The organism is Streptomyces sp. NPDC037410 (genome assembly GCF_055602235.1).
The window spans coordinates 39342-59617 of the sequence record NZ_JBVJWR010000020.1 but is presented as its reverse complement, the minus strand read 5'-3'; the positions used below and the strand labels follow the sequence as shown (position 1 = coordinate 59617).

Sequence of the window (20276 nt, the reverse complement as noted above, 5' to 3'; positions counted from 1 at the left end):
CCTATCGTGGCCCCAGGGACGTCCGGCGGTGACGGTGGGGAGGAAGGTGTCCGATGGAGACGGTCGAGGGGCTCTCGGTCAAGGCGTTCAGCGGCGGGGAGGAGCTGGAGGCCTGGCTGGACGAGCACCACGGGGACACCCCGGGCATCTGGCTGCTGCTCGCCCGCAAGGGCTCGGACCTCGCCTCGCCGAGCGCGGAGGAGATCCTCGACGGCACGCTCGCCTACGGCTGGATCACCGGCAAGCGCAGGGCGCGCGACGAGCGGAGCTACCTCCAGAAGATCACCCCGCGCCGGCCCCGCAGCCTCTGGTCCCAGGTCAACGTGCGCCAGGTCGAGGCGCTGACCGCCGCCGGCCGGATGCGGGAGCCGGGCCTCGCCGAGGTGCGGGCGGCGCGGGCGGACGGCCGGTGGGACGCCGCGTACCCCTCCCAGAAGGACGCGGCGGTGCCGGACGACCTGGCGGCGGCGCTGGCCGCGGAACCGGGGGCGGCGGAGGCCTTCGAGGCCCTGGGGAAGACCGACCGCTACCTGGTGATCCTCAGCCTCTGGCAGGCCCGCACCGCGAAGACCCGGGCGGCGCGGCTGGAACGGGCGGTGGCGGCGCTGGTCGCGGGCGGGTGTTCCTGACCGGGCCGGCCGGTCAGGCGCGCCGCCGGTAGAGCACCTGGCGGGCGTCCCACTCCACGAAGGACTCCGCGTGCTCGAAGCCGACGGCCTCCAGGAGACGCCGCGAGGGGTGGTTCGCCTCCTGCGTGAGCGCGACCACGCTCGCCGCGCCGTCCAGGACGCGGGTGACGACCGCGTCCACCGCCTCGCGCGCGTACCCCTGTCCCCAGTGCTCGGGCAGGAACTGGTACGAGACCTCCGTCTCCCCGTTCCGCGCGCCGTCCTCCACCGTCACCAGACCGACGAGGACACCGTCCTCGGCCCTGACGACCGCGTGGAACCCGGGCGCCCCCACGATCCGCCGCTGCCGGATCCGGACGACCGACTCGATGACGGGACCGCCGAGGTGCTGCCGCACCAGGGGGTCGGTCCAGAGCCGCGTCACGGCCGGCACGTCCCCGCTCCGGACCCGCCGCAGCACCAGCCGCGCGGTGACGAGCGGGCCGGCGGGGTGGGTGGCGGGGAGCGGGGAGACGATCACAACTCCCATCATCGCAGGCCCGGGCCGTGGCCGTACGGGCCCGGGCGGATTGCTGCCGTCCCTCGCCGCCCCTGTCCGGGCCGCTCAGCCCATGCGGCGGGTGAGCGCGGCCAGTGCGCCGGGGCGGCGGCCGGGGACGCGTCGGCGGAGGTCGACCAGGAGCGGCCCGAGGGCCCGGGCGCGGCCGGGATCCTCGATGTGCTCCCACTGGTGGTGGGCCCGGTCGACGGCCCCTTCGACGTCGGGGTCGTCCGGGCGCTGGCGCAGCCCGAGCCGGGCCTCGGCGGCGGCGAGCCAGAGTTCGCAGCTGCGGGCCGGTTCCCCGGCGAGGCGGGCGAGGTCGGCCCGTACCTCCGTCCAGTGCACGGCCTCCACCGACCGGGGTCCGTGACGGCGCAGGGCCTCGTGCTCCCAGGCCGCCGCCACCGCCGCCGCCTCCCCGTGCCGACCCGCCATGGCGGCGGCGAGGATCGCGGGGTGCGGGTCCACGGGGACCGCAGCGGGCCCGTGCGCACCGGCGGGCACGGGCGCCGGAGGGATCGCGGGCAGGGGCGCGGGCGCGAGCCGGATCACGGGAACGGGCGCGGGAGCCGAGGCCGGAGGCGACGCGGGTGCGGATGCTGTACGGGCCGGGTGGCCAGCCGCCGGGCCGGGCGCGGACGCGGTACGGGCTGGCGGTACGGCCACCGGACTCTGCGCGGAGTCGGGACGAGCCGCGGGTACGGCTACCGGATCCTGCGCGGAGTCGGGACGAGCCGCGGGTACGGCTACCGGATCCTGCGCGGAGTCGGGACGAGCCGCGGGTACGGCCACCGGATCCTGCGCGGGTGCCGTATGGGCCGGGCGCTCGGCTCCCAGGCTGGGCGCGGGTGCCATGACGGCCGGGTACACGGCCGGCCAACCCGGCGCCGCCGCCGTTCCGGCCGGGGGAACAGCCCCTGCACCAAGCCCCGGGCTCGTCGGCGCCCCGGCCTCGGGGGCCCCTTGCGGTGCCGGCCCTGGTGTCAGGAACACCGGTTCCGGTGCCGGTGCCACCGTCATCGCCCGCGCCGCCGCCTCCGCGTGCGTCGCGCTCGGCGTCAACCGGGCGCCGGAGCGCCAGAGTTCGGCCCAGGCCCGCAGGTACTCGGGGGTCGTGGGTTCGCCCCGGCGCGGGGCGGGCACCACGCGCCCGTAGAGAAGGGGGCCGGGCCCCAGGTGCAGGAGTCCCGGCGCGGTGGTGAGGCGCTGCCAGACGTCCGGGTCGGCCGCGAGGTCCGCGACGACGGTCGTGGTGCCGGGCTGCCGTACGCCGAGTTCGCCGGCGAGCCAGTGCCAGGGCAGCGCCGTGTAGCGGAGGGTCGCCTGCGTGGTGCGGGCGAGGGCGAGATGCGGCAGTTGCTGGCGGCGGTCGAGGTGGAGCTGGCCCGCGAGGCAGACGACCAGGGGGCCGGGGCTCGCGGCCGCGGCGCGCAGCCGGGTGAGGACGGTCTGCGGGTCGAGCGGGTCGGCGAGTTCGACGACCGTCGCGGCCGTGGTGCCGGTGAGGATCCCGGGCGGTACGGCGGCGAGCGCCGGCAGCACGGAGGCGGCGTCCATGGCGCGGCCCCGGCCGGCGGGCGCGGCGGCGAGCAGGACGGCGGTACCCACCGGGCTCGCGGCTGCCGGACTCACGGCCGACGGACTCGCGGCCACCGGGCTTGCGGCCGACGCGCTCGCGGCCACCGGGCTTGCGGCCACCGGGGCCGCGGCGACCAGGCCCGCGGCCGACACGCCCGCCGCCGACGGACTCGCGGCCGACGGACTCGACGCCGACGCGCCCGCGTCCGTACGCGCGTCCGGACGGCCCACAGTCGTGCCCGCCTCACCCGTCACGGCGCCGGGCGCAAGAGCCCCCGGCATTCCCGCACCCGCCCCCGTACGCACGTCCGAACCACCCGCGGACGCCCCGCCCGTGACCGTCGCACCCGCGCCCACCGTGCTGTTTGCGTCGTCGTTCACCACCCCAGCACCGTAACGGGTCGCGCCCTGTCCGATAATCGCCGGGCCTTTGGCATATGACGGAAGCACCACCGGATCGAGTGTTGCCAAATCCCTTACGGGCTGTCCCGGGCTGTGCGACAGTCGTCTACGGGCCACCTTCCACACCTGGCCGCGCCGCGCCTGTATCGGAGTACGACATGCCGTCCCATCTGTTCGCGGACCGCCCCGCCCAGCCGCCGGAGCCGGGCGCGGTGGACGCGCTGATCTCACAGACCCGCCGCCTGCGCGGGGAGTTGGACGCCGTCCGCCGGGATGCCGTGGCGGACGAGGACGACCTCCAGCAGCGGTGGCAGCGCGCCCTGTGCGACCTGGCGGTCCATCAACTCGACGACTTGGGCGCCCACTTGGGTCAGCTCCGGGCCGGAGTCCCGGCGAACGCCGACTTCGTGGACGCGGCCGAGGAGATCGACGTCCCCGTCGGCACCGCGCGCGCGTCCGCCCCCGGCACGGCGTACGGTGTGGCCGCCCCGCCCCGGACCGGCTCGCTGCTCTCCCGGGTCGGCAGCGCCGAGTGGAACCTGCTCACCGACGAGGTCAGCTGGTCCGAGGAGCTGTTCCAGATCTTCGGACGGCTCCGCGAGAGCGGCCCGATGTCGCTCGACGAGATGCCCACGATGGTGTTCGCCGAGGACCAGTCCGTCCTGCAGAGCATGGTGACGGACTGCCTGATCGACGGGAAGCCGTTCGACGGCGAGTTCCGGATCGTACGGACGGACGGCCGGGTGCGCACGGTCCACATGACCGGCGAGCCCGTCCTCGACACCGACGGCTGCACCGCCTCCATGTGGGCCGTCCTGCGCGACGTCAGCGAGCTGCGGCGCAGCGAGCGGGCCGTCCGCGAGAGCCGGGACAGCCTGGAGCGCAGCCGCCACATCGAGCTCACCGAGCGGCGGGTCGCCGTCGAGCTCCAGGAGGCGGTCCTCCCGCCGTGGCGCGGCTCGCTCCGCTTCGCCCACGACGGCCCCGCCCCGCTCGACGTGGCCGCGCACTACCTCCCGGCCGCGAGTACCGGTCTGATCGGCGGCGACTGGTACGACGCGCTCGCACTGCCCGACGGGGACGCGCTGCTCACCGTCGGCGACCTGACGGGCCACGGGGTCGCCGCGACCTCCTCCATGGCCATGCTCCTCGGCGCGCTGCGCGGCATGGCCGTCGCCGGCATCCGCCCCGCCGCGCTGATGGGCCACCTGAACCAGCTTCTGGAGACCTCCGTACAGCCCGCGCTCGGCAGCGCGATGTGCTGCCGCTACGACCCGGTGGCCCAGTCCCTGGCCTGGGCGCAGGCCGGACACCCCGCCCCGCTGCTGTTCCGCGACGGGACGGGGCACGTGCTGCGGCGGCCCGAGGGCGTCCTGCTCGGGGCGACGACCGGCGCCTTGTACGGCGAGGCCGAGACCCGGCTGCTCCCGGGCGACCTCCTCGTCCTGCACACCGACGGGCTGACCCGCGGCACCGGGGCGGACGACGACACGGGCACCCGACGGCTGCTCGCCCTCGGCCCCCGGCTCGCGGAGGCGCGCGACGCGCAGGACGGCGTGCGCGCGGTGGTGGAGGAGTTCGGCGAGGAGTCACGTGAGGACGACGCCTGCGTGATGGTGGTCCGGGTCGCCCGCCGAGCCTGAGCAGGCCGGCCACCCGACGAGCCCGAGGCAGCCGAACCGGAAGCCGCCGAGCCACCCCACGCGCGTGAAGCCACCGAGCCACCGCCGGCCCTGAATCCGCCGAGCCACCCGCCTGGCCCCGACCGAGCCCCGACCGAGCCTCCCGTCCCGCAGGACCGGGAGGCTCAGGCCCGCCCGGTCCTGGGGCGGTTGACGGGGGACCTCGGGAGGGCCAGCTCGATCTCCTCGCGCAGGTCCTCGATCCTCGAGTAGCCCGCGTACTGGCCGGTCAGCCGGTACATCTCCCGCAGCCGGTCCCAGGTCCGGTGGGACGAGGTGTCCCCCATGGACATCAGCGCGAGCCGGGCGTACCGGTCGGCCTGCTCCGGGTCGTCGGCGATGAAGCAGGCCGAGGCGAGGGAGATGTGGTCGAAGAGCTTCGACCGGTCGTGCCCGCCGTGCCGCAGTTCGATGGCCAGCTTGGCATGGCGCTGCGCGGGGATCGCGGCGGTCGGGTCGTGCTCGGCGAGGGTGCGGTAGGCGAGGGCCTGCATGCCGTGCATGTCGGCCTCGTCGAAGTTCTGCATCCAGCTCGGCTTCTCCTCGCCCGTGTCGGAGACGAAGAGGTCCTCGGCCTCGCCGAGGGTCCGCCGCATCGCCTGCCCCCGCCCCATGGAGGCCTGCGCCCAGGCCTCGATGGTGTGGAACATGGCCTGGGTCCTGGGCAGTACCCGTTCGCCCGAGCCCGCCTTGGCGAGCTTCATCAGGTCGAGTGCGTCGTCGGGCCGGCCCAGGTGCACCATCTGGCGGGCGGCCCGGGACAGCGCCTCGCCGGCCCGGGGCCGGTCGCCGCCCTCGCGGGCCGCGTGGGCGGCGATGACGAAGTACTTCTGCGCCGTAGGTTCGAGGCCGACGTCGTGGGACATCCAGCCCGCGAGGACGGCGAGGTTGGCGGCGACGCCCCACAGGCGCCGCTGGAGGTGGTCGGCGTGGCGGTAGGCGAGCATGCCGCCCACCTCGTTGAGCTGGCCCACGACCGCCTTGCGCTGCAGACCGCCGCCCCGGGAGGCGTCCCAGGCGCGGAAGACGATGACGGAGTGCTCCAGGGCCTCGATCTCCTCCGACCCGATGGGGGCGGCCTCGTAGCGGTCGAACCCAGCGGGGTCGGCGTGGAGGGGATCGGTGGCCCGCGGGGCGACGCCCGTGCGCGTGGGTTCGGTCTGCAGCCAGTCGTGCATGGCGTTGCTGAGTACGGAGCCGGCGGCAAGCGCGGCACCCGCGCCCACCAGGCCGCGTCGGTTGAGCATGAGGTCCATTCCCGTGAATTCGGTGAGGACCGCCGCCGCACGATCGGGGGGCCAGGGCAGCCCGTCAGGGTTGTCCGTCTTCCTGACGTCCTGCTTCTTTCCGGCACGCCCGTGTCGTACGAACCCGAGGTCCTCGATGGTCACGACACGGCCGAGTCGCTCGGTGAACAGTGCTGCCAGCACCCGGGGCACGGGATCGCGCGGGGTCTCGCCCCGGTCGATCCACCGCCGCACCCGCGAGGTGTCCGTCGCCAGCTGGGGGTGGCCCATGGCCGCCGCCTGCCGGTTGACGAGTCTCGCGAGTTCGCCCTTGGACCAGCCGGCCAGGCCGAACAGGTCTGCCAGGCGGGTGTTGGTTTGTCCGGTCACGTCTAAGCCCCCAGGTTCTCGGCTGAGTTGACAGTAGCCCGCTGTCATAGGCCTGGCGACAATTCGCCAGGCTTCGCCAGGGTGCGCGAGATGTTCCGCCACCCGCGCCCGGGTGTCAGGTAGGAACGCGCCACCCCGCCCCGCCGACCGGCCCTCATTCCCCAGGGTGCGGACCGGGGGCGGGCGGGGCGACGCACGCAATTCGTCGGCGCACGAAGGGATCTGTCACCTCCATGTACACAGCATCGTCCTCCGTGTCCGCCCCGCCCCGGCCGCAGCACCGCATCGTCCCGGCAGGCGCCGGACCGTACCTCGCCCCCGCGCCCCAGGCCGTCCGGCCGAGGCGCTGGGCTGGCGGCACCGGCACCCAGCCGGTCAGCGGGAGAATCGATCTGTCCGGCCCCCAGGGGGCGCAGTTGAAGATGGCGATCGCGTCGGTCCACCGGATCTGCCCGGAGTTCAACCCGGTGCAGGTGCTGCGGCGCAGCGGCCGTTCCGTACTGATCGTCGGGACGACCGGGCGGATGACGGCGGTCGCCAAGTGTTTACTGGACCACTCCCCCGCGTGGGTCGAGCGGTTCCGGCACGAGATAGCGTCCTATCGCTCCTTCGTCCGCCACCGTCCGCCGGTGCGGGCACCGCGGCTGATCGCAGCGGACCCGGAGAACGGCACGCTGGTGATCGAGCGGATGCCCGGGCGGGCGGCGGCGCTCTCGCGCCACCCCGTCGAGGCCCCGCCCCGGGCCGACGTGCGGGCCGCGCTCGGTGCGATCGCCCGGCTCAACGCCTGGCGGCCGCCGGCCGGGACCTTCGACGCCCCGCTGGACTACGGCGCCCGGATCGCCCGCTACCACGAGCTCGGGCTCTTCACGGACCGGGACCGGGACGACCTGCAGAAGCTGCTGCACGGTCTGGCGCACGCGGGCGGCCGACAGGGCATGGGCCAGTTCTGTCACGGTGACGCCCTGCTCTCCAACATCCTGCTCTCCCCGGCGGGACCGGTCCTCGTCGACTGGGAGCACGCGGGCTGGTACCTGCCCGGCTACGACCTGGCGACCCTGTGGGCGGTGCTCGGTGACGCGCCGCTGGCCCGGCGGCAGATCAGTCAGCTCGCCCAGCAGGCGGGCCCGGCCTCCCGGGACGCCTTCCTGGTGAACCTGATGATCGTGCTGACGCGGGAGATCCGTACCTACGAGACGGCGGTGCAGCGCACCATGAAGGAGGCTCCGCCGGCCGGTTCGGTGCCGGTGCCCTCGGGGGCGCTGGCGCCCGGCGAGGAACAGCGGCTGCTGCTGAGGCGGCTGCACGACGACTGCGCCATGGCACGGCGGGCCGTGCGCGCGGCGGTCGGGACGCGTTGAAGGGGCGGGTCCGGCCGACCACACGGGGGCGGTGCGCCGTGAGCCCGGTGCCGACACACCGGGACGCGGCGCACCGGCTTGTCCGCACCGTCCCCGCCACGAGAACCGCTCCATTGGTCCAGTCCGTTGACGCGTCCCAGGCCCGGGGCCCGTCTTCGCGAAACTCCGCCACACGGCCTCCATTCCCGCCCTGACGTGGGAACTTCCTTTTGTGCGGGTGTGATTGACGCAGCGTCCGGGAGCCGATACCCCTGTACGGGTTCGGCCCCGCACGCCCCCGTGTCACCCCCTGCCTCTGGAGGCTGCCTTGCTCCGTTCCGCCGCGCGCAGACGCCCTGAGCCGATCCGTGTACGAGGGAGGGCGGGCGCCCTGGCGTCCGCCGCCCTGCTGCTTCCCCTGCTGTCCGCCGCTCCGCCCGCCGGCGCCGAGGTGCCCGAGGCGGGTGTCCTGCAGGGGCAGTTCGCGCGGGCCGCCGAGCGTCAGGGCGTGCCCGAGAGCCTGCTGCTCGCCGTCTCGTACCTGCAGTCCCGGTGGGACACCCACGGCGGGGCGCCGAGCGTGACCGGGGGCTACGGTCCGATGCACCTGACGGACGCGGTGACGGCGCTGGCCGGGACCGCCCCGCACCACTCGGAGGGCGGGGAGGACGCCCGGGGCGACGACTCCCGCCCGGCCCGCGCCGGCGGGGACGTCCCGGTCCCCGCGCCGGAGGAGCTGCCCGAGCGGCTGCGGACCCTGGAGCGGGCGTCCGCGCTGTCCGGGATCCCGGCCGGGGAGCTGCGTACCGTACCGGCGGCGAACATCGAGGGCGGGGCGGCGCTGCTCGCCGCGGCGCAGCGCGAGGCCGGCCTTCCGGAGAGTGCGGACCCGGCCGACTGGTACGGGGCGGTGGCGCGCTACTCCGGTGCGGACGACGCGGCGACGGCGGCGACGTACGCGAACGACGTCTTCGACGTGATCCGGAGCGGGGAGACGCGGACGACGGACAGCGGGCAGGTGGTGACGCTCCCGGCCGCCCCGGCGGTGTCGCCCGCGACGGGTCAGGTGGCGGCCCTGGGGCTGCGCCGGCCGGCCGCCGGACCCGTGGAGTGTCCGGCGTCGGTGACCTGCGAGTGGGTCCCCGCGCCGTACGAGGAGTTCGGCGACGGCGACTACGGCAACCACGACAAGGCGAACCGGCCCGCGTCGCAGTCGATCGACTACATCGTGATCCACGACACCGAGGCCGACTGGAAGACCACCCTCAAGCTGGTGCAGGACCCGACGTACGTGTCCTGGCAGTACTCGCTGCGGTCCTCCGACGGGCACATCGCCCAGCACGTGCCGCTGAAGGACGTGGCCTGGCACGCGGGGAACTGGTTCGTGAACGCCAAGTCGGTGGGTCTGGAGCACGAGGGCTTCCTGACCTCGCCGGACTCCTGGTACACGGAGGCGATGTACCGGTCGTCGGCGCGCCTGGTGCGGTACATCGCCGCGCGGTACGCCATCCCGCTGGACCGGCAGCACGTCCTGGGTCACGACAACGTGCCGGGCACGGTGACGTCCACGATCAAGGGCATGCACACCGACCCGGGGCCGTACTGGGACTGGGCGCACTACTTCCAGCTGCTCGGCCGTCCGCTCACGCCGAGCACCGGTCCGCAGGCGGGCGTGGTGACGATCCGGCCCGACTACGACTCCCACCAGCCGGTCTACACGGGCTGTCTGACGGCGGGGCAGGCGTGCGTGCCGCACGGCAGCGGGGCGGTGCGCCTGCACACCGCGCCGAGCGCCGACGCGCCCCTGGTGAAGGACATCGGTCTGCGGCCGGGCGGGCAGGACTCCACCACCGGGGTCAACGACACGGGCGCGCGGGCCTCGACCGGGCAGAGCTTCGCGGTGGCGGAGCGCCGGGGGGACTGGACGGCGGTCTGGTACCTCGGGCAGAAGGCGTGGTTCGGCAACCCGGTGGCGGAGCCGACTGCGGTGAACGTGCGGGGGCAGGTCCTGACGCCCCGGGAGGGTCTGGCGGAGGTGCCGGTGTACGGGCGGGCGTATCCGGAGGCCTCGGCGTATCCGGCGGGTGTGCCGGTGCAGTCGGTGTCGCCGCTGCCGTACAAGCTGCTCGCGGGTCAGCGGTACGTGGTGGGGGGCCGTACCCCGGGCGAGTACTACTTCGCTCCGGTGTTCGATCCCAGCGGGCACACGGTCGTCCGGGGTCAGGAGGAGTACTACCAGATCCAGTTCGGCCATCGGGTCGCCTTCGTGAAGGCTGCCGACGTGCGGGTTTCCGCGGGCTGACGGAGGGCTGGCCGAAAGGAGCGGGGTGGTGCCGGCAGTGGGGTCCGGCACCACCCCTTCGGCGTTCATACGACTATTCAGGAGATCGCGTGCGGCCTCGGGGAGACGGGTAAGGCTGGGCCGAATAGCCGCAGCTCACCGGAAGGTCCCCCAGGAAATGCCTCAGCCCTTCGTCATGCCGGATTTCTATGTTCCGTATCCGGCCCGGCTCAATCCCCACCTGGAGGCCGCCCGCACGCACACGTGCGACTGGGCGCGCGAGATGGGGATGCTGGAGGGCTCGGGGGTCTGGGAGGAGGAGGACCTCCAGTCCCACGACTACGCGCTGCTCTGCTCGTACACGCACCCCGACTGCGACGAGCAGGCGCTGAACCTCGTCACCGACTGGTACACCTGGGTCTTCTTCTTCGACGACCACTTCCTGGAGGTCTTCAAGCGCACCCAGGACCGGGCGGGCAGCAAGGCCTATCTGGACCGGCTCCCGCTGTTCATGCCGGCGGACCCGGCGACCGGCATGCCCGAGCCGACCAACCCCGTCGAGGCGGGTCTCGCGGACCTCTGGCGGCGGACGGTCCCGTCGATGTCCGAGGGCTGGCGGGTGCGGTTCGCGGAGGCGACCGAGCACCTGCTCTACGAGTCCCTGTGGGAGCTCGACAACATCAACGACGGGCGGGTCGCCAACCCCCTGGAGTACATCGAGATGCGCCGCAAGGTGGGCGGCGCGCCCTGGTCGGCCGGTCTCGTCGAGTACGCGGCGGGGGCCGAGGTCCCCGCCCAGGTGGCGTACTCCCGGCCGCTGCGGGTGCTCAGGGACGCCTTCTCGGACGCCGTGCACCTGCGCAACGACCTCTTCTCGTACCAGCGGGAGGTGGAGGAGGAGGGCGAGAACAGCAACGGCGTCCTCGTCCTGGAGCGGTTCCTCGGCTGCACGACCCAGGAGGCGGCGAACGCCGTCAACGACCTGCTGACCTCGCGGGTCCAGCAGTTCGAGAACACCGCGCTCACCGAGGTGCCGCTGCTCGCCGCCGAGAAGGGGCTGAGCCCGGAGGAGTGCGCGGCCGTCGCGGCGTACGCGAAGGGGCTCCAGGACTGGCAGTCAGGCGGTCACGAGTGGCACATGCGCTCCAGCCGCTACATGAACGAGGGCATGGTCGGCGGGCCCTCGCACCGGGACGGGCTCATCGGGACCTCCGCCCTCGACATCCGCACCCTCTTCGGCCGGCCGGCGGCGGCGCGGCACCGGGCGTTCACGCATGCCCCACACCAGCACGTGGGTCCTTCGCTGCTGCCCGAGTTCGACCTGCCGTACCCGCTCACGGTCAACCCCCACCACGAGGCGGCGCGACGGCACACCGTGGACTGGGCGGAGCGGATGGGACTCCTCGACGACCTGTGGGACCGGCCGATGGCCGAGGGCTTCGACCTCGCGCTGTGCTCGGCGGGGCTCGACCCGGACGCGTCCCTGGAGGAGCTGGAGCTCAGCGCCGACTGGCTGACCTGGGGAACGTACGCGGACGACTACTACCCGGCCGTCTTCGGGCGGGCGGGCAGCCTGGCCGGCGCGAAGGAGCAGACCGACCGGCTCAAGGCGTGCATGCCGCTCGACGAGCCCGCGGCCGGCGCGGCGTGCGCGGTGAACCCGCTGGAGCGTTCGCTGGTCGACATCTGGGAGCGGACCGCCGCCCCGATGGCGCCGGAGGCGCGGGCGCAGCTGCGGACCGCGCTCGACGTGATGCTCGACAGCTGGATGTGGGAGATGCACAACGTGGTGCAGCACCGGGTGCCGGACCCGGTCGACTACATCGAGATGCGGCGCAGCACCTTCGGCTCCGAGCTGACCATGCTGCTGTGCCGGCTGCGGCAGGACGTGGCGCTGCCGCCGGAGCTGTTCCGGTCGGGCACGGTGCGCAGCCTGGAGAACTCGGTCATGGACTACGGGGCGCTCGTCAACGACCTCTTCTCGTACCAGAAGGAGATCGAGGTCGAGGGCGAGGTGCACAACGGCGTCCTGGTGCTCCAGAAGTTCTTCGACTGCGACTACCCGACCGCGGTGTCGATGGTCGACGACCTGATGCGGGGCCGGCTCCGCCAGTACGAGACCTTGAAGCAGCGTGAGATCCCGCTGCTGTTCGAGGACTTCGGGCTCGACGCGGCGGGCCGCGCGGCCTTCGGAGCGTATCTGCGGGAGCTGGAGGACTGGCTCGCGGGCGTCCTGAACTGGCATCAGAAGGTACGGCGTTACGGCGCGCAGGACGTGCACGCGGGCAGCGGCAGCCCGCTGCTGCTGCGGGGGCCGAGGGGGCTCGGCACCTCGGCGGCCCGGATCACGGACCTGCTCGGCGCGGGACGCCGCTGACGCGCGACATACGCCGAAGGCCTCCGGGAGGACTCCCGGAGGCCTTCGGGTCGGCGGATCAGGGGCGACGGCCACGCAGCCCGCGTCAGAAGCTACGGCGACGCGGCTCGCCTCAGGAACGACGGCCATGCAGCCCGCCTCAGGAACGACGGCGACGCGGCTCGTCTCAGAAGCGACGGCGACCCGGCTCGTCTCAGGGGCGCCTTCCGCGCAGGTCGTCGAGTTCGCGGCGCTCGCGCTTCGTGGGGCGGCCGGTGCCCCGGTCGCGCACGGCGGCGACGGCGACGTGTTCGCGGGGCGGCGGGGGCGGGCTGTTGTCCACGTACGCCTCGGCGGCGACCGGCGGGCCGACCCGCTTGGTGTGGAGCTCCTTGACCTCGACGATCCGCTCCCGGCCGCCGTGGTAGATCCGGACCTCGTCGCCGGGCTTCACGGCCTGCGCGGGCTTGACCCGCTCGCCGTTGACCTTGACGTGTCCGGCCCGGCAGGCGGCCGCGGCCTGCGAGCGGGTCTTGGTCAGGCGGACCGCCCAGATCCAGGCGTCGACGCGCGCGCTCATCGGCCCCCGCTCCCCCGTCAGCCCTGCTGGAACAGCTCGGCGGGCAGCGGCTTGAGCAGCGCGTACAGATCGTCGGTGATCGGCCGGTCCCAACTGGCGATCGTCACGAGGACGTTGTCGCTGCGGTCGAACTGGACGCAGGAGATGCGACTCTCGGAGAGCTTGAGGCGGCGCACGATGAGGAGGTTGTCGCCCTGCATGACGGGCATGTCCTCGGTGTCGAGGAGCTCGACCGGCTCGTCGTTCTCCAGGGCCACGAGGAGCTGGGCGACCTCGAAGGGGATCTGGCCGTCGACGAGCTCGCGCGCCGGGGAGCCCTCGGGGAGGTTGCCGATGATCATCGCGGGTCCCCGGCCGCCGAACAGGTCGTAGCGGAGGAACACGCCCTGGCAGGAGCCGTCGGGTGCGGGCAGCAGGCCGGCGCCGAGATTGCCGGGCCAGTCCCCCGGATCCATGGCCAGGACGTCGAAGTCCGGGCCCGCGGGTGTGGCGGCGCTGCGGCGGCGGAGGAAGGACATACGGCCATGGTACGTGCCTCCGCTCGTGGCGCGACGCGCCGGGCGGCCGCCTCCGGTCGGCGCCTCTCAGCGGGGCCCCAGTGCCTGCGCCAGGCCCGAGCGGTCGGTGCCGAGCTTGCGGTAGACGGACGACAGGAGCCTGCCGAGGGTGGTCGTGTCGACGCCGAGGGCGGCGGCCGCGTCCTCGTCGCGGACCGTGAGCTCGGCGGCCGCCCGCTCACGGGCGGTGAGCGCGTCCGTGCCCGCCGGGTGCAGGGCGCGGGGGCGCAGCCCGGCCGCGCCGAGCTCGGCCCGCGCCTGGTCGACGAGGCCGTCGGCGCCGCAGTCCTGGGCCGTCTCCAGACCCCGGTAGAGGTGGTCGGCGGCCTCCCCGGCCCGTTCGGTGCGGCGCAGGGCGGTGCCGAGGGCGACGAGGGAGCGGGCCAGCTCGTACGCGGCGGGTGACTGGTCGAGCCAGTCGACGGACTCCTCCAGGAGCTTCACCCGCGCGGAGGGCTCGGAGACCTCGGCGGTCACCCGGAGCGCCTGGCCGATCGCGGAGGGCGCACCGTACTGGCGGGCGCGGGCGACCGCGTCCTCGGCGGTGCGGCGGGCGCGGACCGGGGTGGTGGCGGCCTCGGCGAGGGCGAGGTGGAGCTGCCAGGGGCACCAGGCGGGGTTGCGCATGCCGCGCGGGTCGAGGCGGCGGCCGACGGCGGCGAGCTCGGCGGCGGCCTCCTCGGTGCGGCCCCGGGCGAGGAGCAGTTCGGCGTGGACGGTCTGGGAGTCGGGGAAGGTGACGGCGGCGGGGAAGGGTTCGCCGAATTCGTGGTCGAAGGCGATCCTGGCGGCCTCCTCCGTACGCCCCCGGGCCAGGAGGACCTCGATCAGGACGCCGACCGCGTACCACTGGGCGGGGGTGCGGGGTCCGATGCGTTCGGCGAGGCGCAGGCCGGAGCGGACGAAGTCCTCGGCCTCGACGAGCCGGCCGCGCCGGTGGCGGATGTACCCGAGGAGGGTGTACGCGAAGGAGAGGTGCGCCCCGCGCCAGCCCTGGCGCTCGAACTCGGCGGTGCCGGCGGCGAAGAGCTCCTCGGCGCGGCCGGGGCGGTCGGCGTAGAGGAAGGTGACGGCGGTGAGGACCGGGACCTCGAAGCCGCGGCTCTCGTCGGCCCAGCTGAGTCCTCCTTCGAGGGCGCGCTCGGCGTGGCGCAGGGCGGTGGCGGAGGGTTCGCCGCGGAGGGTGGCGTCCCAGGCGCGCAGGCCGATGACGTACCGCTCGGTGAGGTCGCGGCCGGTGAGCCGGTCGGCGAGGGCCGCGAGGCGGCGGGAGCGCGCGGGCGACTCGGGTTCGTCGGCGCGGAACGCGTCCCACATGAACTTCTCGGCCTGCATCCGCAGTCGGCTGCGGGCGTCGGTGGTGCGGCCCGCCTCGCGGCCGAGGAGCTCGGATGCCTCGACGAGCCGGTCGCTGTGGGCGAGGACCTGGGAGAGGCGGTAGACGATGCCGTGCCGGAGCGCCGGGTCGGCGACCGGCTCCTCCAGGGCCGCGCGGAGGTGGTTGACGGTGGTGGCGGGTTCGGTGAGGAGGGACGAGCAGCCGAGCTCGTAGAGGACGGCGGCCCGCTCGTCGGCGGCGGGCGGCTCGCGCAGCGCGCGGGCGAGGAAGCGGCGGGCCGCGTCGGGGGCTCCGGCGCGGAGGTTCTCCCCGGCGGCGGCGCGCAGCTGGTGGACGACCCAGGGGTCGCCCTCGGGGTGGGTCTCCAGGAGGTGCCGGGCGGCGGCGGTGGGGCCGAGTCCGGCGTCGACGACGCACCAGGCGGCCTGGCCGTGCAGGGCGACGCGGGTGGCGGCGGGGATGGAGTGGTAGACGGTGGTGGCGATGAGGGGGTGGACGAACTCCAGGGGTTCGTCGGGCCCTTCGGCCTCGGCGAGGACACGGGCCTCGCGCAGCCGGGCGGCGCTGTCGGCGACCGCCTCTCCGCCGAGTCCGGCGACGGCCCCGGCGAGCTGCGGGGAGATCTCGGTGCCGAGGACGGCGCAGGCCCAGGCGAGGCGGACGGTGGCGGCGCCGAGGCGTTCGAGGCGGGTGACGAGTCCGCTGCCCTTGAGGGCGGCGGCGAGGTCGCGCAGCTGGCGGGCGCCGTGGGCGGTGGGTTCGAGGCCGCGGTCGCGGACCTTGGCGGCGAGTTCGACGGCCTCGAAGGGGTTGCCCGAGGTGACGGTCCAGAAGTCGCGGCAGAAGGTGTCGTCGGCGTGGGCGCCGACGCGGTCGCGGACGAGGTGCGCGACGGCTGCGGAGGTGAGCGGGGCGAGCCCGTGGGGCCGCAGCCCGGACCGGTGTCCGGTGAACTCCTTCCCCTCGTCGGGGAGTTCGTCCGGCCGGTAGGCGGCGACGAGGAGCATGGGCAGCTCCTCGGCGCGCGGGGCGAAGGCCGCGAGCCAGCCGAGGGACTCGGGGTCGGCCCAGTGGACGTCGTCGAGGACGACGACGAGCGGGTCGCGGCGCACCGCGAGGTGGGTGAGGACCCAGTCGAGTCCGTCGCGCAGGCCCTGGGGGTCGGGCGGCGCGCCCTCGTCGGCGGCCCGGAGCCCGAGCGCGGGGCCGACGATGTCGTACCAGGAGCCGAGGCGTTCGCGCAGTTCGGCGTCGGAGGCGTGGGCCAGCTGCGGCTGGAGCAGCTGCCGGGCCACGTGGAAGGCGACCCGCTGTTCCTGGTCGCCGCCGCGCGCGGAGAGCACGGTGCAGCCGCGGGCGGCGGCGCGACGGCGGATCTCGGCGAGCAGGGTGGTCTTGCCGAGCCCGGCGGGAGCGGCGTAGGCGAGGACGCCGCCGCGCCGGGCGGCGGTGCGGGCACCGGCGGCGGGCGAGGTGGACCCGGAGGTCACCGTCTCCCCGTCCACGCGGGGGCGGGGCGCCCGCACGGTCATGGCTTCGCGGTCCGCACGCGCGTGAGGTCCCGGCGCTGTCACGGTTTCGCCGTCCACGCGCGCGTGGGGGCCGCTCGGGACCACCACGAGGTGCGGGCCGGTGGCCTCGCGAGGGGCGGGGATCCGCTCGGGCCGGGCCGACTCGTCGATGAGGGCCGCCGGCCCGGGCGGCCCCGCCGGATCCCTCTGTCCCGTCAGCGCTGCCAGTCCCGCCAGTCCTGTCAGTCCGGTCGGTCCTGTCAGTCCGGTCGGTCCCGTCAGCCCTGTCAGTCCCGGCGGTCCCGTCAGTCCCGTCAGGAGGTCGAGCGCGTCCTCGGCCGCGTCGAGCGCCGCTTCGCGTTCGAAGAGGCCGAATCCCTGCCGGGTCGGTCGGTCACCCTGTCGCGCCACGTTCCACCCCCACACCGAGGGCGCACGCCCGGCGCGTGTCCGGGAGGACCGGGCGACTGGCCCCGCGAAGGCCTCAGCGTACGCCCGGCGGGGCCGCTTGTGACGTCATTCGGCCAAGAGGGCCGCCCGCTCCGGGAGTCGGTTCACGACCTCCAACGTCTCACCTGCGCGGTCGTGTTCGACGACGAGGTGATCGCGAGGGAATCCGGCCACCACGTGGCAGCTCAGCCGGTGGGCGGGGTATCCCCCACGACCCACATGGAGAAGAACTGGGCGCCGCCCCCGTAGGCGTGGCCGAGGGCCCGACTGGCTCCGTCGACCTGGTGCTCGCCGGCGTCCCCCCGTACCTGGAGGGCGGCCTCGGCGAAGCGGATCATCCCGGAGGCTCCGATGGGGTTGGTGGAGAGGACCCCGCCCGAGGGGTTCACGGGCAGGTCGCCGCCGAGTTCGGTCACCCCGGCCTCGGTGAGCTTCCAGCCCTCGCCCTCCTCGGCGAAGCCCAGGTTCTCCAGCCACATGGGTTCGTACCAGGAGAACGGCACGTACATCTCGACGGCGTCGATCTCCCGCCGCGGGTCGGTGATGCCGGCCTGCCGGAAGACGTCGGCGGCGCAGTCCCGGCCGGCCCGCGGGGAGACGAAGTCCTTGCCCGCGAAGAGGGTGGGTTCACTGCGCATCGCCCCGCCGTGCACCCAGGCGGGGCGATGCGGCGCGCGGTCGGCGCCGGCACGGTCGGTGAGGATCATGGCGCAGGCGCCGTCCGATGAGGGGCAGGTCTCGGAGTAGCGGATCGGGTCCCAGAGCATCGGGGAGGCCTGGACCTTCTCCAGGGTGAGGTCGTGCTCGTGGAGGTGGGCGTACGGGTTCTTGAGAGCGTTGCGCCGGTCCTTGTACGCGACGAGGGAGCCGATCGTGTCGGGGGCGCCGGTGCGGCGCATGTACGCGCGCACGTGCGGGGCGAAGAAGCCGCCGGCGCCGGCGAGCAGGGGCTGCTGGAAGGGGACGGGCAGGGAGAGGCCCCACATGGCGTTGGACTCGGACTGCTTCTCGAAGGCGAGGGTGAGGACGGTCCGGTGCACGCGCGCGGAGACCAGGTTGGCGGCGACGAGGGCGGTGGAGCCGCCGACGGATCCGGCCGTGTGGACGCGGATCATGGGCTTGCCGACCGCGCCGAGGGCGTCGGCGAGGTAGAGCTCCGGCATCATGACGCCCTCGAAGAAGTCGGGGGCCTTGCCGATGACGACGGCGTCGATGTCCGCCCAGGTCAGCTCGGCGTCCGCCAGGGCGCGGAGGGCGGCCTCGCGGACGAGTCCGGCGATCGAGACGTCCCTTCGGGCGGCGACGTGCTTGGTCTGGCCGATGCCGACGACGGCGACGGGCTCTTTAGCCACGGCTGTCTCCTTCCAGGACGGCGACGAGGTTCTGCTGGAGGCAGGGGCCCGAGGTCGCGTGGGCGAGGGCGCGGTCGGACTCGCCGCGGTGGATACGGGCGGCGGCCTCGCCCAGCCGGATCAGTCCGGCGGCCATGACGGGGTTGGCGGCGAGGGCGCCGCCGGAGGGGTTGACGCGCACGCTCTCGTCGAGGTCGAGCGCCTTCCTCAGGACGACCTCCTGGGAGGTGAAGGGTGCGTGGAGTTCGGCGGTGTCGACGGGCCGTTCGAAGGCTCCGGCGCGTTCGGCGGCGAGGCGGGTGGAGGGCGAGTCGGTGAGGTCGCGGACGCCGAGGGAGTGGGCCTCGATCCGGTGGTCCATGCCCCGGATCCACGCGGGGCGCTCGCACAGCTCGCGGGCCCGGTCGCCGGTGGCGAGGATCACGGCGGCGGCGCCGTCGCCGATGGGCGGGCAGTCGCCCGTACGCAGGGGCTGGACGGCGTATCCACCCTGGGGGCGGGCGCCGGGCAGCTGGGCGTGGGGGTTCGTGCGGGCGTCCTCGCGGCTGCGGGCGGCGATCGCGGCGAGGGCGGGTTCGTCGGTGTCCCCGGCGTCGACGAGGGCTTGTGCCTGGAGGGCGGCGAGGGCGACGGAGTCGGGCCACAGCGGGGCGAGGTAGTACGGGTCGAGCTGGCGGGTGAGGACGTCGCGGACGGAGCCGGGCGAGGACTTGCCGTAGGAGTAGACGAGGGCGGTGTCGGCCTCTCCGGTGAGCAGCTTGACCCAGGCCTCGTAGAGGGCCCAGGCGCCGTCGGCCTCGACGTGGGACTCGGAGATCGGCGGCCAGGCGCCGACGCCGTCGAGGGTCATGGTGAAGGAGAAGGCGCGCCCGGCGAGGTAGTCGGAGGAGCCGGAGCAGGTGAAGCCGATGTCGGCGGCCTTCAGGCCGGTCTGCCGCTGCACCTCGTGCAGCACGGGCATCACCATCTCGACCTCGGAGAGGTCGTCGGTGTGCCGCCGGTGGTCGCTCTGGGCGAAGGCGACGATCGCCACGTCCCGGTCCCGGCTCATAGCAGCTCCTTGTACGTGTCGTAGTCGGCGTCGGGCTCGCCGGTGGGCCGGTAGTGGTCGGGGTAGCGGCCGTCGTCGCTCCACACGGGTTCGACGCGCAGGCCCATGCGGACCTCGTCGTAGGGGATGCCGGCGATACGGGCGTGGAGGGCGAGCCCGGCGCCGTCGAGGGCGATGTGGGCGTAGACGTAGGGCACGTCGATGGCCAGGTTCTTCGCTTTGATGTTGACGATGCAGAAGGTGGTGACGGTGCCGCGGGGGCCGACCTCGACCTGCTCGGCGGTGGCGACGCCGCAGGTGGGGCAGGCGCCGCGGGGCGGCACGTACACCTTGGCGCAGGAGGGGCAGCGTTCGCCGACGGTGCGGCGTTCGGCGAGCGCGTGCAGATAGCGGGTCTGGGCGCGGCCGGGGCTGTACGTGTAGTCGAGGCGGGCGGGGGTGACGATGCCGGTCACGGGCTCCTCGAACCGGCCGTCGTGCGCGGTGGTACTGCCCTGCGGGCTGCTCTCGTACGGCTCGAAGCAGGCGATGTCCGTGATGGCGCCGGCCCGTTCGGCGGCCCAGCGGATCCGCACCCGCAGGCCGGTGCGGACGGCCTCGGGGCCGGGGGCGTCGAGGGCGTGGAGGAGGGCGGTGTCGGCGCCGTCGAGACGGACGAGGACCCAGGCGAAGGGGGTCGCGAGGGGCTGCCCGGGGCGGGGCTCGGGGTTCCAGGCCCAGGTGGTGACGGTGCCGGTCGCGGCGACCTCGACGAGCTCGCGGAGCTCGGCGGCGGTCGCGGGGTCGTACTCGACGGGCGGGACGAGCACGCCACCGTCCTCGGTGCGCACACCGAGGACGGTGCGCTCGCGGAGTCCGGTGAGGAAGGCGGACTGGACGGGGCCGAGGGACCGGGTGAAGGGGAACTCGACGACGAGGGGGGCGTGGAGGGCGTCGGGTGGGGGTGCGGCGGTTGTCATGGGACGGCTCCTCTGGGGGGGGTGGGCGGGTGTGGGGTGCGGTGTGGTGCGG

15 protein-coding genes are annotated in these 20276 nt (G+C 74.4%); 6 read left to right on the top strand and 9 right to left on the bottom strand.

Going from position 1 to position 20276, the window contains the following annotated elements; genetic code table 11:
- Positions 1-53 precede the first annotated feature (53 nt).
- Positions 54-629 carry a YdeI/OmpD-associated family protein gene (locus ACZ7HT_RS28730; protein WP_471171235.1) on the top strand — a complete coding sequence of 192 codons (576 nt, stop codon included), beginning with the start codon at positions 54-56 and terminating at the stop codon, positions 627-629.
- Between the two features lie 13 nt (positions 630-642).
- On the opposite strand, the gene ACZ7HT_RS28725 is transcribed toward ACZ7HT_RS28730, so the two are convergent.
- Both ACZ7HT_RS28725 and ACZ7HT_RS28720 read right to left on the bottom strand, forming a co-directional pair.
- Positions 643-1149 carry a GNAT family N-acetyltransferase gene (locus ACZ7HT_RS28725; protein WP_471171233.1) on the bottom strand — a complete coding sequence of 169 codons (507 nt, stop codon included), beginning with the start codon at positions 1147-1149 and terminating at the stop codon, positions 643-645.
- Positions 1150-1233: 84 nt separating this feature from the next.
- Complete coding sequence (locus tag ACZ7HT_RS28720; RefSeq protein WP_471171232.1) at positions 1234-2727, bottom strand: hypothetical protein; 1494 nt, start codon at positions 2725-2727, stop codon at positions 1234-1236.
- Between ACZ7HT_RS28720 and ACZ7HT_RS28715 the strand changes: the two genes are divergently transcribed.
- Positions 2726-3145: a hypothetical protein gene (locus ACZ7HT_RS28715; protein ID WP_471171230.1), complete on the top strand. Its 420-nt coding sequence runs from the start codon at positions 2726-2728 to the stop codon at positions 3143-3145. The two genes, ACZ7HT_RS28720 and ACZ7HT_RS28715, sit on opposite strands and share 2 nt — an antisense overlap.
- A 163-nt stretch (positions 3146-3308) precedes the next feature.
- A complete protein-coding gene (locus tag ACZ7HT_RS28710; protein WP_471171229.1) occupies positions 3309-4793 on the top strand; it encodes a PP2C family protein-serine/threonine phosphatase in 1485 nt (494 codons plus the stop codon).
- Between the two features lie 164 nt (positions 4794-4957).
- Here the strand turns inward: ACZ7HT_RS28710 and ACZ7HT_RS28705 are convergent, their stop codons facing one another.
- On the bottom strand, positions 4958-6448 hold the full coding sequence (locus ACZ7HT_RS28705; protein WP_471171228.1) for a DNA-binding protein NsdB: 1491 nt from the start codon (positions 6446-6448) through the stop codon (positions 4958-4960).
- 233 nt (positions 6449-6681) lie between these two features.
- Here ACZ7HT_RS28705 and ACZ7HT_RS28700 point away from each other — a divergent pair, with 233 nt between their 5' ends.
- The 3 genes from ACZ7HT_RS28700 (at position 6682) to ACZ7HT_RS28690 (ending at position 12446) form a co-directional block, all read left to right on the top strand.
- Positions 6682-7809: an aminoglycoside phosphotransferase family protein gene (locus ACZ7HT_RS28700; RefSeq protein WP_471171227.1), complete on the top strand. Its 1128-nt coding sequence runs from the start codon at positions 6682-6684 to the stop codon at positions 7807-7809.
- A 307-nt stretch (positions 7810-8116) separates the two neighbouring features.
- Positions 8117-10090, top strand: a complete 1974-nt coding sequence (locus tag ACZ7HT_RS28695) for an N-acetylmuramoyl-L-alanine amidase (protein WP_471171225.1) — start codon at positions 8117-8119, stop codon at positions 10088-10090.
- Between the two features lie 157 nt (positions 10091-10247).
- The gene (locus ACZ7HT_RS28690; protein WP_471171224.1) at positions 10248-12446 is read left to right on the top strand and encodes a terpene synthase family protein; all 2199 of its coding nucleotides are present in this window, start codon (positions 10248-10250) and stop codon (positions 12444-12446) included.
- 193 nt (positions 12447-12639) lie between these two features.
- Here ACZ7HT_RS28690 and ACZ7HT_RS28685 read toward each other — a convergent pair whose 3' ends face one another.
- From ACZ7HT_RS28685 to ACZ7HT_RS28660, 6 genes are all read right to left on the bottom strand, one after another.
- Positions 12640-13005, bottom strand: coding sequence for an RNA-binding S4 domain-containing protein (locus tag ACZ7HT_RS28685; RefSeq protein ID WP_471171222.1), 366 nt, complete (start codon positions 13003-13005; stop codon positions 12640-12642).
- 17 nt (positions 13006-13022) lie between these two features.
- The gene (locus ACZ7HT_RS28680; protein ID WP_471171220.1) at positions 13023-13523 is read right to left on the bottom strand and encodes a hypothetical protein; all 501 of its coding nucleotides are present in this window, start codon (positions 13521-13523) and stop codon (positions 13023-13025) included.
- Between the two features lie 66 nt (positions 13524-13589).
- A complete protein-coding gene (locus ACZ7HT_RS28675) occupies positions 13590-16433 on the bottom strand; it encodes an ATP-binding protein (RefSeq protein ID WP_471171342.1) in 2844 nt (947 codons plus the stop codon).
- A gap of 614 nt (positions 16434-17047) precedes the next feature.
- The gene (locus ACZ7HT_RS28670; protein WP_471171219.1) at positions 17048-18214 is read right to left on the bottom strand and encodes a thiolase domain-containing protein; all 1167 of its coding nucleotides are present in this window, start codon (positions 18212-18214) and stop codon (positions 17048-17050) included.
- On the bottom strand, positions 18207-19265 hold the full coding sequence (locus ACZ7HT_RS28665; protein WP_471171218.1) for a thiolase domain-containing protein: 1059 nt from the start codon (positions 19263-19265) through the stop codon (positions 18207-18209). Before ACZ7HT_RS28665 ends, ACZ7HT_RS28670 begins: the two co-directional genes overlap by 8 nt.
- A complete protein-coding gene (locus ACZ7HT_RS28660; RefSeq protein ID WP_471171217.1) occupies positions 19262-20224 on the bottom strand; it encodes a Zn-ribbon domain-containing OB-fold protein in 963 nt (320 codons plus the stop codon). The genes ACZ7HT_RS28665 and ACZ7HT_RS28660 overlap by 4 nt, the downstream gene beginning before the upstream one ends.
- Between the last annotated feature and the right edge of the window lie 52 nt (positions 20225-20276).